Source organism: Amycolatopsis sp. w19, assembly GCF_051373225.1.
Taxonomy (GTDB): domain Bacteria; phylum Actinomycetota; class Actinomycetes; order Mycobacteriales; family Pseudonocardiaceae; genus Amycolatopsis; species Amycolatopsis japonica.
The window spans coordinates 1-17,094 of record NZ_JBPQFM010000043.1; the positions used below are offsets into that span (position 1 = coordinate 1).

A 17,094-nucleotide genomic window follows, 5' to 3' on the forward strand; every position below is an offset into this window, starting at 1 on the left:
CCTCACACTCAGCCATCGACTCAGCGAACACCGGAGCAGCCAACAACAACTCCTCCGCCATCCCCACCCACTGCGAACCCTGCCCCGGGAACACGAAAACAGCCTTACCCGACTGCGCGGTGCCCTCGATCAGCAGGTTCGACGGCTCCCCGGCGGCGAGCGCGTCGAGCGCGGCACGCGGGTCACCGACGATGGCCGCCCGGTGCCCGAACAGCGGCCGCGCGGCCAGCGTGGCGGCGGCGCCCGGAAGATCCACAAAGGACCGAAGCTGAGCAGCTCGCGCCCGCAACGCCTCCGGCGTCCGGGCCGACAGAAGCCACGGCGTCGCACCGGTCACCACCGGCTGCCGTGGTTCGTCCTCCTCGACGGCCGGGGCGGCTTCGAGGACGACGTGCGCGTTGGTGCCGCTGATGCCGAACGACGACACCGCGGCCCGCCGAGGACGGTCGAGTTCCGGCCACGGCCGCGCTTCGTCCAGCAACGAGACCGCGCCGACGCTCCAGTCCACATGCGACGACGGGGTCTCCGCGTGCAGGCTGCGCGGCAGGGTCCCGCTTCGCAGTGCCTGCACCATCTTGATGATCCCGGCGACCCCCGCCGCGGCCTGCGTGTGCCCGAGGTTCGACTTGATCGACCCGAGCCACAGCGGCCGATCCGACGGCCTGCCCTTGCCGTAGGTCGCGAGCAGCGCCTGCGCCTCGATCGGGTCGCCCAGCGTGGTGCCGGTCCCGTGCGCCTCGACGACGTCGACGTCCGCCGTCGTCAGCCGGGCGTCGGCGAGCGCCTCGCGGATCACGCGCTGCTGGGACGGGCCGTTCGGGGCGGTCAGGCCGTTCGACGCGCCGTCCTGGTTCACCGCCGACCCGCGCAGGACCGCCAGTACCGGATGGCCGTTGCGCCGCGCGTCGGAAAGCCGTTCCACCAGCAGCATCCCGACGCCCTCGGACCAGCCGGTGCCGTCCGCCTCTTCGGCGAACGGTTTGCAGCGGCCGTCCGGCGCCATTCCGCGCTGACGGCTGAACTCCACGAACGTCCCAGGGGTGAACATCACCGTCACGCCGCCGGACAGCGCGAGGTCGCACTCGCCCCGCCGCAACGCCTGTGCGGCGAGATGCAGGGTCACCAGCGACGACGAGCACGCGGTGTCCACGGTGAGCGCCGGGCCTTCGAATCCGAAGGTGTACGACACCCGCCCGGAGGCGATGCTGCCGGAGTTGCCTGTGCCGAGATAACCGCCGACCTCGTCGGGGATCTCGGTCAGCCCGGAGACGTAGTCGTGGTACATCAGCCCGGCGAACACCCCGGTCCGGCTGCCCTTCAGCGACCCCGGATCGATTCCCGCCCGCTCGATGGCCTCCCACGACGTCTCCAGCAGGAGCCGCTGCTGCGGATCCATCGCCAGCGCCTCGCGTGGCGAGATCCCGAAGAACGCCGGGTCGAACTCGGCGACGTCGTGGAGGAAACCGCCCTGCGAAACGTAACTCGTGCCCTGCTTGTCCGGGTCCGGGTCGTACAACGCTTCGAGGTCCCAGCCGCGGTCGACCGGGAATCCGCTGATCCCGTCGCCGCCGGTTTCGACCATCCGCCACAGATCCTCGGGCGAGGCGACCCCGCCGGGATAGCGGCAGGCCATCCCGACGATGGCGATCGGTTCCGTGCCCGCGGTTTCGGTCTCCTTCAAGCGTTTCCGGGTTTCGTGGAGATCCGCGGTGACCTGCTTGAGGAAGTACCGGAGTTTGTCCTCGGTGTCTTTCATTTCCGCCCCCAAGTCAGGAGATCCCGAGTTCCTTGCCGATGAATTCGAACATTTCGTCGTCCGAGGCGTCTTCGAGCCGATCCGCCACGGATTCGGTGCCCTCGCCCGGATCGCAGGCCGCGAGCAGGGCGCGCAGCCGGTCCTTGACCTTGCCGCGGATCGCGTCGTCCGGGCTTCCCCCGGCGAACGCGGCCTCCAGCCGGTCGAGTTCCGCCAGCACCCCCAGCGGCGGTGGCGCGTCGTCCACGACGATCTCCGCGCCGACCAGTTCCGCCACCGCGGCGGTGGTCGGATGGTCGAAGACCAGCGTGGCCGGCAGCCGGAGACCGGTGGCCTCGTTGACCCGGTTGCGCAGTTCGACCGCGGCGAGCGAGTCGAACCCGAGTTCGGTGAACGCCTTGTCCGGGTCGACCTGCTCGGGACCGGCGTGCCCGAGGACACCGGCGACGTGTGTGGCGACGAGGTTCAGCAGCGCCGCGGCGCGTTCCTCCCCGGTCATCCCGGCCAGTTCCGCCTTGAGCGCGTCCCCGGTCGGTGAACCGGCGGTCTCGACGCGTTTGCCGGTACCGCGGATCAGGCCGCGCAGCAGGGGCGGGACGTCGGTGCCGAGGCCCGCCCGCACCGCGGCGAGGTCCAGCCGCATCGGCAACAGCACCGGTTCGGCCGCAGTCACCGCGAGGTCGAACAGCGCCAGTCCCTCCTCTGTGGACAGTGCGCCCGCGCCGGAGGCCGACATCCGTTCCAGATCGCGTCCGGACATGCCGCCCGCCATCCCGTCACCGGCCCAGAGCCCCCAGGCGAGCGAGGTCGCCGGCAGCCCGTGCGCACGGCGATGCCGGGCGAGCGCGTCGAGGAACGCGTTGGCCGCCGCGTAGTTCGCCTGCCCCGGATTGCCGAACGTGCCCGCCGCGGAGGAGAACAGCACGAACTCGTCGACGTCGCCCGCCAGTTCGTGGAGGTTCACCGCGGCGTCGACCTTCGGCCGCAGGACGGCGTCGAGCCGTTCCGGGGTGAGGCCGTCGAGGACGACGTCGTCGAGAACACCGGCGGCGTGGACGACCCCGGTCACCGGGTGCTCGGCCAGAAGACGTTGCAGCGCTTCACGATCGGCCGCGTCGCAAGCGACCACCGCGACCTCGGCGCCCAACCCTCGCAGTTCGTCGGCCAGCTCGCCCGCGCCCGGCGCGTCCGGGCCGCGGCGACCGGCGAGCACCAGCCGGGTCTTCCCGTGCGCGGTGACCAGATGCCGGGCCAGTGCCGCGCCGAGCGCGCCGGTGCCGCCGGTGATCAGCACGGCCCCGTCGGTCCGCGCCTTGCCTTCGACCGGCGTCACGGCCGGTTTGACCAGCCGCGGCGCCTTCACCGTTCCCTCGCGCAACTCCAGCTGCGGTTCGCCGGAAGCGAGGGCGGGCAACAGCACGCGATACGACGCGTCCTGTTCGTCGAGGTCGACCAGCACGAACCGGCCGGGGTGCTCGGACTGCGCCGAGCGGACCAGGCCCCAGATCACCGCCTGCGCCGGTTCGTCGACGGCGCCACCGGTGACCAGCACCAGCCGGGAACCGGCGAACCGCTCCTCGGCCAGCCACGTACGGACCAGCTCCAGCGCCCGCTGGGCGGCGGTGTGCGCGGCGGCGGCCAGCCCTTGGCGGTGGTCCGGCGCGCAGGACACGAAGACCAGCTCGGGCACCCGATCGATCACCTCGGCCAGATTCGCGTGAACCTGCCCGCGGTAGCCGGCGGCGGTGAGCGCGGCGTCGAGTTTGTAGTCGTCGACACCGACGACGGCCCAGCTCGCGGCCACGGCGGCGGTGGGATCGAGCGGAACCGGCGCCCACTCCAGGCCGAACAGCGACTCGTGGCCGCCCTGTCGCCCGCCGAGTTGCTCCAGAGAGACCGGGCGCAGCGTCAAAGCGTCCACTGTGGCCACCAGCCTGCCGGTCTCGTCCGCCGCGGCCAGGGAGACCGCGTTCTCCCCCGCCGGTGACAGCCGGACCCGCAGGGCACGCGCACCGGAGGCGTGGAGCCGGACGCCGGACCAGGCGAACGGCAGGCGCACACGCCCGGCAGCCACGTCGGCCTCCTGCTCACCCCCTTCGGCGAAGCCCAGAGCGTGCAAGGCGGCGTCGAGCAACGCCGGGTGCAGGCCGAAACCCTCGGTCGTGGTGTCCTCGGGGAGGTCGACCTCGGCCCAGATGTCGTCCCCTCGCCGCCGGGCGGAGCGGAGTCCCTGGAAGACCGGACCGTACTCGAGCCCGGCGGCGGCCAAGCCGTCGTAGAGGCCGTCGGTTTCGACGGTCTCGGCATCGGCGGCCGCCCAGGCCGACAGATCGAACGGCGCGCCCGCCGCCAGGGGCGACACGGTTCCGGTGGCGTGCCGGATCCAGTCGCCTTCGTCGGGGCGGGAGTAGACGTCCAGCGCGCGCCTGCCGGTCTCGTCCGGCGCGGCCGCGACGATCCGCAGCGCCGTGCCACCGTGGTCCGGCAGCACCAGCGGCGCCTCCAGGGTCAGTTCGTCGACGGCCGCGCAGCCGGTCAGCTCCCCGGCCCGCAACGCGAGCTCGACGAACGCCGTACCCGGCAGGAGGGTCGTCCCGGCGACGACGTGGTCGGCCAGCCACGGCTGCTCCTGCACCGACAGCCTGCCGGTGAACAGCACCGCGCCGCTGTCCGGCGCCTCGATCGCCGCGCCGAGCAGCGGATGCCCGGCAGGCGACTGCCCCAGCCCGGTGACGTCACCCACCGCGGGGGCGACGGGCCGCAGCCAGAACCGCTCGTGCTGGAAGGCGTAGGTGGGCAGATCGATCTTCCGGCCGGGGAGCGCCTTCTCCCAGTCGACCCGGACGCCATCGACGTGCAACCGCGCGAGCGCGGTGACGAACGACTCGACGTCGGACCGGCCGGCGCGCAGCGACGGCACGAACAGTGGAGCGTCCACTGTGGACTCGTTCGTGACGCAGTGCTCGCCGAGGGCGGTCAGCGGCGCGTCCGGGCCGAGTTCCAGATAGCGGCGGACGCCGTGCGCCTCCAGGGTCCGGACCGCGTCGCGGAACCGGACCGCTTCCCGCACGTGCCGGACCCAGTACTCGCTCGATCGTGCCTGGTCGCCGGTCAGCGGCTCCCCGGTCAGCGTGGACACCAGCGGGATCCGCGGTTCGGCGGCGGAGATCCCGTCGAGCACGGCGCGGAATTCGCCGAGCATCCCGTCCATGAGCGGCGAGTGGAACGCGTGGCTGACGGTGAGCCGCTTGGTCTTGCGGCCGCGTTCGGCGAACCCGGCGGCCAGCACGGTCACGGCGGCCTCTTCGCCGGAGACGACGACCGACACCGGGCCGTTGATCGCGGCGATCGACACGGTCTCGTCGTCGATCAGCGGCCGGACCTCCTCCTCGGTGGCCTGGACGGCGATCATCGCGCCGCCTGGAGGCAGCGCCTGCATGAGCCTGCCGCGAGCGGCGACCACGGTGCAGGCGTCCTCCAGCGACCAGACCCCGGCGACGTGGGCCGCCGCCAGTTCCCCGATCGAATGCCCGGCCAGGAAGTCCGGCCGCACGCCCCGGCTCTCGACGAGCCGGAACAGCGCGACCTCGACGGCGAACATCGCGCACTGGGTGTACTCCGTGCGGTCGACCAGGTCACCGGCGAGCGCCTCGCGCAGCGGACGGTCCAGCAGAGCGTCGAAACGCGCGCAGATTTCGTCGAAGGCTTGAGCGAAGACGGGGAAGGCGGCCGACAGTTCGTCGGCCATTCCGGCACGCTGGCTGCCCTGACCGGTGAAGAGGAACGCGAGTTTCCCGCCCGGTTTCGCGAGACCGGAGACGAAGTCGCCCGGTTCTCCCCCGGCGAGCGCGGCCAGCGCGGCGAGCAGTCCGTCGCGGTCACCGGCGGTGACCACCGCCCGGTGCTCGAAAAGTCCCCGCGTGGCAAGCGTTTGCGCGACGTCGGCGAGTTCGGGCGCGTGTCCGGTCAGCAACCGGGCACGCAACCTGGCGGCCTGCTCGCGCAGAGCGTCCTGTGTCTTGGCGGACAACGGGAAGGCGAGGACATCCGGCTGTCCGGCCGGTGCCGCGTCCCCGGAGACCTCCGCTTCCAGGACGACATGCGAGTTGGTCCCGCTGATCCCGAACGACGACACCCCGGCCCGCCGCGGACGACCGGTGTCCGGCCACTCCCGCGTTTCGGTGAGCAGGGAGACGGCGCCTTCGGTCCAGTCCACATGGGACGACGGTTCCTCGACGTGCAGGGTTCGCGGCAGCACGCCGTGCCGCATCGCCTCGACCATCTTGATCACGCTCGCCACCCCGGCGGCGGCCTGGGTGTGGCCGAGGTTCGACTTCACCGAGCCGAGCCACAACGGCTCTTCCCGATCCTGCCCGTAGGTGGCGAGCAGGGCTTGTGCCTCGATCGGGTCGCCAAGAGTCGTTCCCGTGCCGTGTGCCTCGACGGCGTCCACATCGGACGGTTGCAATCCGGCCTGCGCCAAAGCCTGACGGATCACCCGCTGCTGCGACGGCCCGTTCGGCGCGGTGAGCCCGTTCGACGCGCCGTCCTGGTTCACCGCCGTGCCGCGCAGGACGGCCAGCACCTGGTGGCCGTTGCGGCGGGCGTCCGAAAGCCGTTCCAGCAGGAGCATGCCGACGCCCTCGCCCCAGGCCGTGCCGTCCGCGGTTTCGGAGAACGCCTTGATCCGGCCGTCGGGCGCCATCCCGCGCTGACGGCTGAACTCGATGAAAGTGTCCGGAGTGGACATCACCGCGACGCCGCCTGCCAGTGCCAGCCCGCATTCGCCCTGACGCAGCGCCTGCGCCGCCAGATGCATCGCGACCAGCGAAGACGAGCAGGCCGTGTCGATGCTGACCGCCGGGCCTTCCAGTCCGAAGGCGTAGGCGAGGCGCCCCGAGATCACACTGCCCGAGTTCCCCGTGCCGAGGTAGCCCTCCAGATCCGCCGGGATCTCGGTGAGCCGCGAAACGTAGTCGTGGTACATCGCCCCGGCGAAGACACCGGTCGCGGAACCGCGCAGGGTGGCCGGGTCGATCCCGGCGCGTTCGAAGGCTTCCCAGGACGTCTCCAGCAGCAAACGCTGCTGTGGGTCCATCGCCAGCGCCTCACGCGGCGAGATCCCGAAGAACCCTGGATCGAAGTCCCCGGCGTCGTGCAGGAATCCGCCGTAGCGGGTGCAAGAGGTGCCAGGCCTGCTTGCCTCGGGGTCGTACAGGCCTTCGACGTCCCAGCCGCGGTCCGCCGGGAACGGGGTGATGCCGTCACGGCCTTCGCTCACCAGACGCCAGAGGTCTTCCGGCGAGCGGACACCGCCGGGGAACCGGCAGGCCATGCCGACGATGGCGATCGGTTCGTCGACCGCCGCCGTGGTGACGACGGCGGCCGCCACCGTGCTGCCGGACAGTTCCTCCCGCAGGCGGGCGACCACCGCGTCGGAGTTCGGGTGGTCGAACACGAGGGTGGCGGGCAGGCGCAGACCGGTCGCGGAGTTCAGCCGGTTCCGCAGGTCCACCGACGTGAGCGAATCGAAGCCGAGTTCGGTGAACGCCCGGTCCGACGGCACGTCCTCCGGGCCGGAGTAGCCCAGCACCGTGGCGACCTGTGTCCGCACGAGTTCGAGCAGACGCGCGTCACGGTCCTCTTCGGACAGTCCCGCGAGCCGCCGTTTCCAAGCCGACGCTCCGGCGGAGCGCCGCGCGGGCACCTTGATCAGCCCGCGCAGTAGCGACGGCACGTCGGAGCCGAGTTCGGCGCGGAGCGCGGCGAGGTCGAGTTTCATCGGCAGGACGACGCCGTCACCCGCGGTGTCGAACAGGCGCAGCCCTTCTTCGGTGGTGAGCCCGGACCCGGTGAGCCTGGCGACGGCGGCGGAGGCGTCCATCCCGTCGTCGGTGTCCCACAGACCCCAGGCCAGGGACCGGGCCGGGAGCCCGTTGGCCAGCCGGTGCTGTGCCAGGGCGTCCAGGAAGGCGTTCGCCGCGGCGTAGTTCGCCTGTCCTGCGTTGCCGAACGTGCCCGCCGCCGAAGAGAACAGCACGAACTCCTCGACGTCGCCCGCCAGTTCGTGCAGGTTCAGCGCCGCGTCGGCCTTGGGCCGCAGGACGGCGTCGAACCGCTCGGGGGTCAGGCTGTCGATCAGACCGTCGTCGAGGACGCCGGCCGCGTGCACCACCGCGGTGAGCGGATGCTCGGGGTCGATCCCGGCCAGCAGCTCCGCGAGGGCTTCCCGGTCGGCGACGTCGCAGGATTCCAGGACCGCGGAGGCGCCGAGCCCGGTCAGTTCCGCCAGCAGGTCCGTGGCACCGGAGGCGGCGGCGCCGCTGCGGCTGACCAGCAGAAGGTGCCGCACGCCGTGTCCGGAGACCAGGTGACGGGCCAGCGATCGGCCCAGCGCGCCGGTGGCCCCGGTGAGCAGCACGGTCCCTTCCCGGTCGAAACGCGGTGTCGTGCCGGAGGGCGCGCTCTTCACCAGACGCGGCGCCCAAAGCTTCCCGTCGCGGATGGCGAGCTGCGCTTCGCCGGTGGCGACGGCCCCGGCCAGGTCCGCTGTTTCGGTATCGGTGTCGACGAGTACGAACCGGCCCGGGTGCTCGGACTGCGCCGACCGCACCAGCCCCCAGACGGCGGCGCGGGCGAGATCACGCGTGTCCTCCCCCGCCACCGACACGGCGCCGCTGGTCAGCACGACCAAGGTGGTGTCGGCGTTGTCTTCGTCGGCGAGCCAGGATTGGAGCGCCGCAAGCGTTTGCGCGGTCGCTTCGTGCACGTCCACCACACTGTCCACTTCGGACCGGACGGCCATGGCGGGCGCGGCGGCCTCCGCGGCACGGGCGCGGACCGGCACCCACTCCACCCGGAACAGCGAGTCGCCACCACCCCCGAACGCGGCGGGGTCGACCTGGCGGACGGTCAGGCCCGCGACGGTCGCCACCGGCGCGCCCGCCCCGTCCGCGATCGCCAGGGAGAGCGTGTCGCCGGTCCCGGTGAGCCGGACTCGCAGGCTCGTGGCGCCGAGGCCGGTGAGCGAGACGCCCGACCACAGGAAGGGCAGCCGTGCCCCGCCTTCGGTGCTCAGCGCGCCGAGTCCGGCGGTGTGCAGGGCCGCGTCCAGCAGCGCCGGGTGCAGGCCGAACCGGGCGGCGTCGCCGTGGTGGCGTTCGTCGAGGTCGATCTCGGCGTACACCGTGGTGCCGTCGAGCCACGCGGCGCGGACGCCTTGGAAGACCGGACCGTAGTTCAGGCCCGCGTCGGCGAGGGCGTCGTACAGCCCGTCGACGTCGGTCTCCTCGGCGGCGGGCGGCCACGACGTGAGGTCGGCGGGCGTGGCGCCGGTGTCCTCGGTCACTGTCCCGACCGCGTGGCGGATCCAGGGCTCGTCGTCGGCACGGGAATGCACGCTGACCGCGCACGCACCGGTGTCGTCCGGTTCGCGGACCCACACGCGCAGATCGACACCGCCATGCTCCGGCAGGACCAGCGGGCTCTCCAGAGTGAGTTCGTCGAGGACGACGGCGCCGTGCCGTCGTCCGGCGGCGAGCGCCAGATCGACGAACGCGGTACCGGGCAGGAGCACGGTCTCCCCGACGGCGTGGTCGGCGAGCCAGGGCTGGGCCGCAAGCGACAGCCTGCCGGTGAACACGGTCCCGCCGGAGTCCGGCAGGGTCACCGCGCCACCGAGCAGCGGATGTCCGGCGTCGGCCAGCCCCGCCGCGGTCAGATCGCCGGCCGCGGCGCCCGCGTCGAGCCAGAACTCCGTGCGCTGGAAGGCATACGTCGGCAGATCCACCCGCCGGGCCCCGGCGGACAACGGGCTCCAGTCGACGTCTGCGCCGTGGACGTGCAGTCCGGCCACTGCCGTCAGCAGGGTCGTGACCTCGGGCTTGTCGCGTCGCAGGGCCGGGACGACGACCGCGTCCTCCAGGCTGTCCTGGGCCATCGCGGCGAGCACGCCGTCGGGCCCGATCTCCAGGAACCGCGTGACACCCTCGGCTTCCAGGAACTTGACCGAATCGTGGAACCGCACCGCGTCATGGACATGACGGACCCAATAGTCCGAAGTGGACACCTCCGCCAGACCGCCGGATACGATCGGGATCCGCGGCGCGGCGAACGACAAGCCGTCGACGACATCGCGGAACTCGTCCAGCATCGGCTCCATCAACGGCGAGTGGAACGCGTGACTCACCACGAGCCGTTTGTGCTTGCGGCCCCCGAACTGAGAGATCACAGCGGCGACGGAGTCCTCGTCACCCGAGACGACCACCGACTCCGGGCCGTTGATGGCGGCGATCGAAACCCGCTCCGTCAGCAGCGGGGTCACCTCCGCTTCGGTCGCCCTCAGCGCCACCATCGCGCCGCCCGCAGGCAGCGCCTGCATCAACCGGCCGCGCGCCGACACCAGCGTCACCGCGTCGTCCAGCGACAGCACCCCCGCGACGTGGGCGGCCGCGATCTCGCCGACCGAGTGTCCGGCCAGGAAGTCCGGCCGGACACCCCAGCTCTCCACCAGCCGGAACAGCGCCACCTCGAGGGCGAACAACGCACACTGTGTATTGGCGGTCTGGTTCAGCTCCTCTGCCGTCAGATCCTTGATCGGCTGTTCGAAGCGGGCACACACCTCGTCGTAGGCCTCGGCGAACACCGGGAAACGCTCGGCCAGCTCACGGCCCATTCCGACCCGCTGACTGCCCTGACCGGTGAACAGGAACGCCGTCCGGCCGGTGTGCCGGGCGGTTCCCCGGACGATCCCCTCGGCGGTCTCACCGTGCGCGAGCGCGTCCAGCGCGGCGAGGAGACCGTCGCGGTCGCCGGCCACGAGCGCGGCCCGGTGCTCCAAGTCCGCCCGTGCCGTGAGAGCGAGCGCGACGTCCGCCGCGGTCACATCCGGAGTGGCCATCAGGTGGTCGTGGAGGCGGGCCGCCTGCGCGCGCAACGCTTCCTCGGTCTTGCCGGACAGCGGCCACGGCGGGACATCCGAGCTTCCGGACTGCTGGGGATCCGGCTCGACGGCCTCGATGATGGTGTGCGCGTTGGTCCCGCTGATCCCGAACGACGACACCCCGGCCCGCCGCGGACGACCGGTGTCCGGCCACTCCCGCGACTCCGTCGCCAGGGACACCGCGCCATCGGACCAGTCCACATGGGACGAAGGCTCGTCGACGTGCAGTGTCCGGGGAAGAACGCCGTGGCGCATCGCCTCGACCATCTTGATCACACCCGCCACACCGGCGGCGGCCTGCGTGTGACCGAGGTTCGACTTCACCGAACCCAGCCACAACGGCTCCTCACGATCCTGTCCGTAGGTGGCGAGCAGAGCTTGCGCCTCGATCGGGTCACCGAGTGTCGTCCCGGTTCCGTGCGCTTCGACAGCGTCCACATCGGACGGACGAAGACCGGCCTGCGCCAAAGCCTGACGGATCACCCGTTGCTGCGACGGCCCGTTCGGCGCCGTCAGGCCGTTCGACGCGCCGTCTTGGTTCACCGCCGAGCCACGGACCACGGCCAGCACCCGGTGGCCGTTGCGGCGGGCGTCCGAAAGGCGCTCCAGCAGGAGCATGCCGACGCCCTCGCCCCAGCCGGTGCCGTCCGCGGCCTCGGCGAAGGATTTGCACCGGCCGTCGGCGGCCATCCCACGCTGGCGGCTGAACTCGACGAAGGTGTTCGGCGTGGCCATCACGGTCACACCGCCCGCGAGCGCGAGTGAACATTCGCCCTGCCGCAGCGCCTGCCCGGCGAGGTGCATCGCGACCAGCGACGACGAGCAGGCCGTGTCGATGCTGACCGCGGGGCCTTCCAGCCCGAAGGTGTAGGCCAGCCTTCCCGAGATCACACTGCCCGAGTTCCCCGTGCCGAGGTAGCCCTCGACGTCTTCCGGCACGGAGTTCAGCCGCGCCGCGTAGTCGTGGTACATCACCCCGGCGAAGACGCCGGTCTTGCTGCCCCGCACCGCGTGCGGATCGATCCCGGCGCGTTCGAAGACCTCCCACGACGTCTCCAGCAGCAACCGCTGCTGCGGATCCATCGCCAGCGCCTCACGCGGCGAGATCCCGAAGAACGCCGCGTCGAACTCGCCCGCGTCGTGCAGGAATCCGCCCTCACGGGCGTAGCTCTTGCCCACCTTGCCGGGGTCCGCGTCGTAGACGTCTTCCCAGCCCCGGTTGACCGGGAACTCCGAAACCCCGTCCCGGCCGGATGCGACCAGGTCCCACAGCTCTTCCGGGGAAGTGACACCGCCCGGGTAGCGGCAGGCCATGCCGATGATCGCGATCGGCTCGTCGACGGGACCGGTGCGCACCGGTACGTCCGGCGCCTCGGCGAGCCCGCCCCCGGCGAGCCCCTCCAGCAGGTGTTCGGCGAGCACGAGCGGGGTCGGGTAGTCGAAGACGAGGGTCGCGGCCAGCCGCAGGCCGGTGACCTCGGTCAGCCGGTTGCGCAGTTCGACCGCCGCCAGCGAGTCGAAACCGAGTTCCTGGAACGGTTTACCGGCGTCGATCGCCTCCGAACCGAGGTGGCCCAGCACGATGGCGACGTGCGTCCGCACGATCTCCAGCAGTTCCCGGCTCCGTTCGGCCGGGGTGAGCGCGGCCAGCCGGTCGGCGAGCGCACCCGCCGAACCGGTGACGGCGGCGCGGCGGGCAGGCCGGATCAGGCCGCGGAACAACGGCGGCACGTCACCGCCGAGCCGCGCGCGCAACGCGGGCAGATCGAGCCGGATCGGGACGAGTGCGGCGTCGTCGAGCGCCGTCGCGGCGTCGAAGAGCGCCATCCCGTCCTCTGTGGACAGTGCCGGGAAGCCGGGGCGGGCGGCGAGCGCGTCGCCCATTCCGGCGGCCCACATCCCCCACGCCAGCGCCGTGCCGGGCTGTCCGTTCGCGTGACGATGCCGGGCGAGGGCGTCGAGGAAGGCGTTCGCGGCGGCGTAGTTCGCCTGCCCTTCGTTGCCGAACACCCCGGCGGCGGAGGAGAACAGGACGAGTTCGGTGTCGCCGAGCAGTTCGTGCAGATGCACGGCGGCGTCCACTTTGGACCTCAGCACCGCGGTGAGCCGTTCCGGCGACAGGTCACCGAGGAGACCGTCGTCCAGCACACCCGCCGCGTGCACGGCGAGGGTGATCGGCTGATCGGCCAGCAGCGCGGCGAGCGCGTCGCGGTCGGCGGCGTCGCAGGCTTCGATCCGGACGTCGGCGCCGAGCGCGGTCAGCTCACGGGTGAGGGTGTCCGCGCCGGGCGCCGCCGCGCCGCGACGGCTGGTGAGCAGCAGCCGCCGGACACCGCGCGACCGGACGAGGTGCCGGGCGAGATCCGCGCCGAGCGCGCCGGTGCCGCCGGTGACGAGCACCGTCCCGGAGATGTCACCGGGCTCGGTGGTGGTACGCGAGGCGCGGACGAGCCGGGCACCGGACAGGACGCCCTCGCGGAGCATGAGTTCGGGTTCGCCGGTGGCGACGGCGGCCGCGACGAGTTCGGGCGCGGGCTCGGTGTCGGTGTCGAGGAGGACGAACCGGTCCGGGAACTCCTCCTGCGCGGTGCGGACGAGACCCCAGACGGTGGCCTGCGCTGGATGCGGCACGGCGTCCCCGACGGCACCGCTGGTCAGGAAGACGAGTTTCGGCCCGCCGTCGTCGGCGCGCACCAGTTCGAGTGCGCGGACCGCGGCCGCGTGGGCGTCGCCGAGCAGGTCACCGGTGTACCCGGTGAACGAGGCGACGACGTGCTCTGTGGCGGCTTCGGCGGGGATGGTGAGCGGCTGCCAGTCCACCCGGAACAACGCGTCGCGCACCGGGTTCCGGGAGGTGAGGGCGCCGGACGGGACCGCCCGGACGAGGAGACCGTCGGCGGTGAACACCGGCCGTCCCTCCGGATCCGCGACGGCGAGTGCGATCGTGTCCGGTCCAGCCGGGGTGAGGCGCACGCGGATCGTGGTCGCCCCGAAAGCCCTCAGACTCACGCCGGACCACGAGAACGGGAGCCGCGCCTCGGTGGCGTCCAGCGCGCCGAGGCCGGCGGCGTGCAGGGCCGAGTCGAGCAGGGCCGGATGGATCCCGAACCGGGCCGCGTCGGCCTTCTCGGCGTCGGCGAGCTCGATTTCGGCGTAGACGGCCGATTCGTGGGTCCAGGCGGCGCGGACGCACTGGAAGGCGGGCCCGTAGTCGAGGCCGACCTCGGCGAGCGCGCCGTACAGGCCGTCGATCGCGACCGGCTCGGCGCCTTCGGGCGGCCAAACGGCGAGGCTGAAGTCGGTGTCGGGGAAGCCGGGAGCGAGGACACCGGTCACGTGGCACGACCATTCGGCGTCCGCGGTCTCGGGACGCGAGTGGACGCCGACCGTGCGCCTGCCGGTCTCGTCCGGCGCGCCGACGACCAGCTGCAGGCTGAGCGCGTCGTGTTCGGGCAGGACGAGTGGTTCCCGCAGGGTCAGTTCCTCCACGATCCCGCAGTCGACCTTGTCCCCGGCGTGCAGCACGAGGTCGACGAAGGCGGTGCCCGGCAGCAGGACATGCCCCGCGACCACGTGCCCGGCCAGCCACGGCTGCGCCGCGAGGGAAAGCCGCCCGGTGAGCAGGACGCCGTGCGCGTCGGCCATCGTGACGACGGCGCCGAGCAGCGGATGGTCGGTGGCGCCGAGGCCCAGGCTCGCCGCGTCGCCCTCGGCGTTCAGCGGGCCGTCCAGCCAGAAACGACGGTGCTGGAAGGCATAGGTGGGAAGGTCGACGCGGCGGGCGCCGGCGAGCAGCGGCGTCCAGTCGACGGCCGCCCCGTGGACGTGCAGCGTGGAGACCGCGGCGAGCAGGGTGACGTCCTCCGCGCGGTTGCGGCGCGTTGCCGCGACCACGACCGCGTCCTCGGTGCTTTCCTGGGCCATCGCGGTGAGGACGGCGTCCGGGCCGATCTCCAGGAACCGCGTGACACCCTCGGCTTCCAGGAAGCGCACCGAATCGCGGAACCGCACCGCGTCACGGACATGCCGGACCCAATAGTCCGCAGTGGACACTTCGGCCAGGCCGCCGGAGACGATCGGAATCCGCGGCGCCGCATACGACAGGCTCTCCGCGACCGCGCGGAAGTCGTCGAGCATCGGATCCATCAACGGTGAATGGAACGCGTGGCTCACGGCGAGTCGTTTGTGTTTGCGGCCGTCGAAGCGGGACACCACAGCGGCCACGGCGTCTTCGTCGCCGGAAAGGACCACCGACTCCGGACCGTTGATCGCGGCCAGCGACACCCGGTCCGTCAGCAGCGGGACGACCTCGGCTTCGGTCGCCTGCAAGGCCACCATCGCGCCGCCGGTGGGCAACGCCTGCATCAACCGGCCGCGTGCCGACACCAGTTTCACAGCGTCATCGAGGCTGAACACGCCCGCGACATGAGCGGCCGCGATCTCGCCGATCGAGTGGCCTGCCAGGAAATCGGGTTTGACGCCCCAGCTCTCGACCAGCCGGAACAGCGCCACCTCGAAGGCGAACAACGCGCACTGTGTGTTCGCCGTCTGGTTCAGTTCCTCGGTGGACAGTTCCTTGATCGGCCGTTCGAACCGGGCACAGACGTCGTCGAAGGCCTCGGCGAACACCGGGAACCGCTCGGCGAGCTCCCGGCCCATCCCTCGGCGCTGGCTGCCCTGGCCGGTGAACAGGAACGCAGTCCGGCCGTCGGCGGCGACGCCGTGGGCGACCCCGGAGGTGGCGGCGCCGGCGGCGAGGATGTCCAGCCCGGCGAGCAGCTGGTCCCGGTCGGCCGCGACGATCGCACCCCGGTGCGCGTGCAGGACGCGGGTGGTGGCGAGCGACGCGGCGACATCGGCGACGCTCAGCTCCGGCCTGGCGAGGATATGCGAGCGCAGCCGCACGACCTGATCGCGCAGCGCGTCCGCGGTCTTGCCGGACAGGACCGCGGGTACGGCGCCGGTGGGCGGCACACCTGCGACTTCTTCGCTCTCGGGAGCCTGCTCGATGATGGTGTGCGCGTTGGTGCCGCTGACGCCGAACGAGGACACGCCCGCGCGGCGGGGCTGCCCGGTCTCCGGCCACTCGCGCGCTTCGGTGAGCAGTTCGACGGCACCGGCCGACCAGTCCACTTTGGACGACGGGTCGTCCGCGTGCAGGGTGCGCGGGAGGACACCGTGCCGGATCGCCTGCACCATCTTGATCACGCCGCCGACCCCGGCGGCGGACTGGGAGTGCCCGATGTTCGATTTCAGCGAGCCCAGCCACAACGGCCGGTCCGCGGACTTCTCCCGGCCGTAGGTGGCCAGCAGCGCCTGTGCCTCGATCGGGTCGCCCAGGGTGGTCCCGGTGCCGTGGCCCTCCACGACGTCGACCTGTCCGGCGGAAAGGCGCGCGTTCTCCAGGGCCTGCCGGATGACCCGCTGCTGCGACGGGCCGTTCGGCACGCTGAGACCGCTGCTCGCCCCGTCCTGGTTGACCGCGCTGCCACTGACGACCGCGAGCACCTCGTGGCCGAGCCGCCGCGCGTCGGAGAGCTTCTCCACCAGGAGCATCCCGACGCCCTCGGCCCACGACGTGCCGTCCGCTCCGTCCGAATAGGACTTGCAGCGGCCGTCCGCGGCGAGCCCGCGCTGACGGCTGAAGTCGACAAAGGTGTCCGGTGTGGACATCACCGCGACACCGCCCGCGAGCGCCATCGAGCATTCGCCCTGCCGCAACGCCTGCGCGGCCAGATGCAGTGCGACGAGCGAAGACGAGCACGCGGTGTCGATCGTCACCGCCGGGCCCTCAAGCCCGAAGGTGTAGGCGACGCGCCCGGAAACGACGCTGCCCGAGTTCCCGGTGCCGAGGTAGCCTTCGAGTTCCTCCGGGATCGCGGCGAGGCGGGAGACGTAGTCGTGGTACATCACCCCGGCGAACACCCCGGTCCGGCTGCCCCGCAGGGAGCCGGGGTCGATACCCGCGCGTTCGAAGGTCTCCCAAGAGATCTCCAGCAGCAGCCGCTGCTGGGGGTCCATGGCGAGCGCTTCCCTCGGCGAGATCCCGAAGAAGGCCGGGTCGAATTCGCCCGCGCCGTCGAGGAAACCGCCCTCGCGGCAGTACGACGTACCGGGCTTCTCCCCCGTCGGGTCGTACAGCGCGGACAGGTCCCAGCCACGGTCGGCGGGGAACCCGGAGATCCCGTCGCGGCCCTCGGCGACCAGCTCCCACAGATCCTCCGGCGACCGCACGCCCCCGGGGAACCGGCAGGCCATCCCGATGATGGCGATCGGCTCGTGACCGCGGTCCTCGGCCTCCTTCAGCCGTCGCCGGGTCTCCCGCAGGTCGGCGGTCGCGCGCTTGAGGTAGTCGAGGTACTTGTCTTCGTTCGCCACGGAAGGGTCTCCCAGGTCA

General features: G+C 72.0%; 2 protein-coding genes. Both read right to left on the minus strand.

Annotation, left to right across the window (positions count from 1 at the left end; all coding sequences use genetic code 11):
* Window positions 1–1,756 (minus strand): type I polyketide synthase (locus tag ACSMFO_RS39220; RefSeq protein ID WP_436462420.1); only part of this gene is annotated, 1,756 nt, incomplete at its 3' end.
* Window positions 1,757–1,769: 13 nt separating this feature from the next.
* Window positions 1,770–17,075: an SDR family NAD(P)-dependent oxidoreductase gene (locus ACSMFO_RS39225; RefSeq protein WP_436462421.1), complete on the minus strand. Its 15,306-nt coding sequence runs from the start codon at window positions 17,073–17,075 to the stop codon at window positions 1,770–1,772.
* Between the last annotated feature and the right edge of the window lie 19 nt (window positions 17,076–17,094).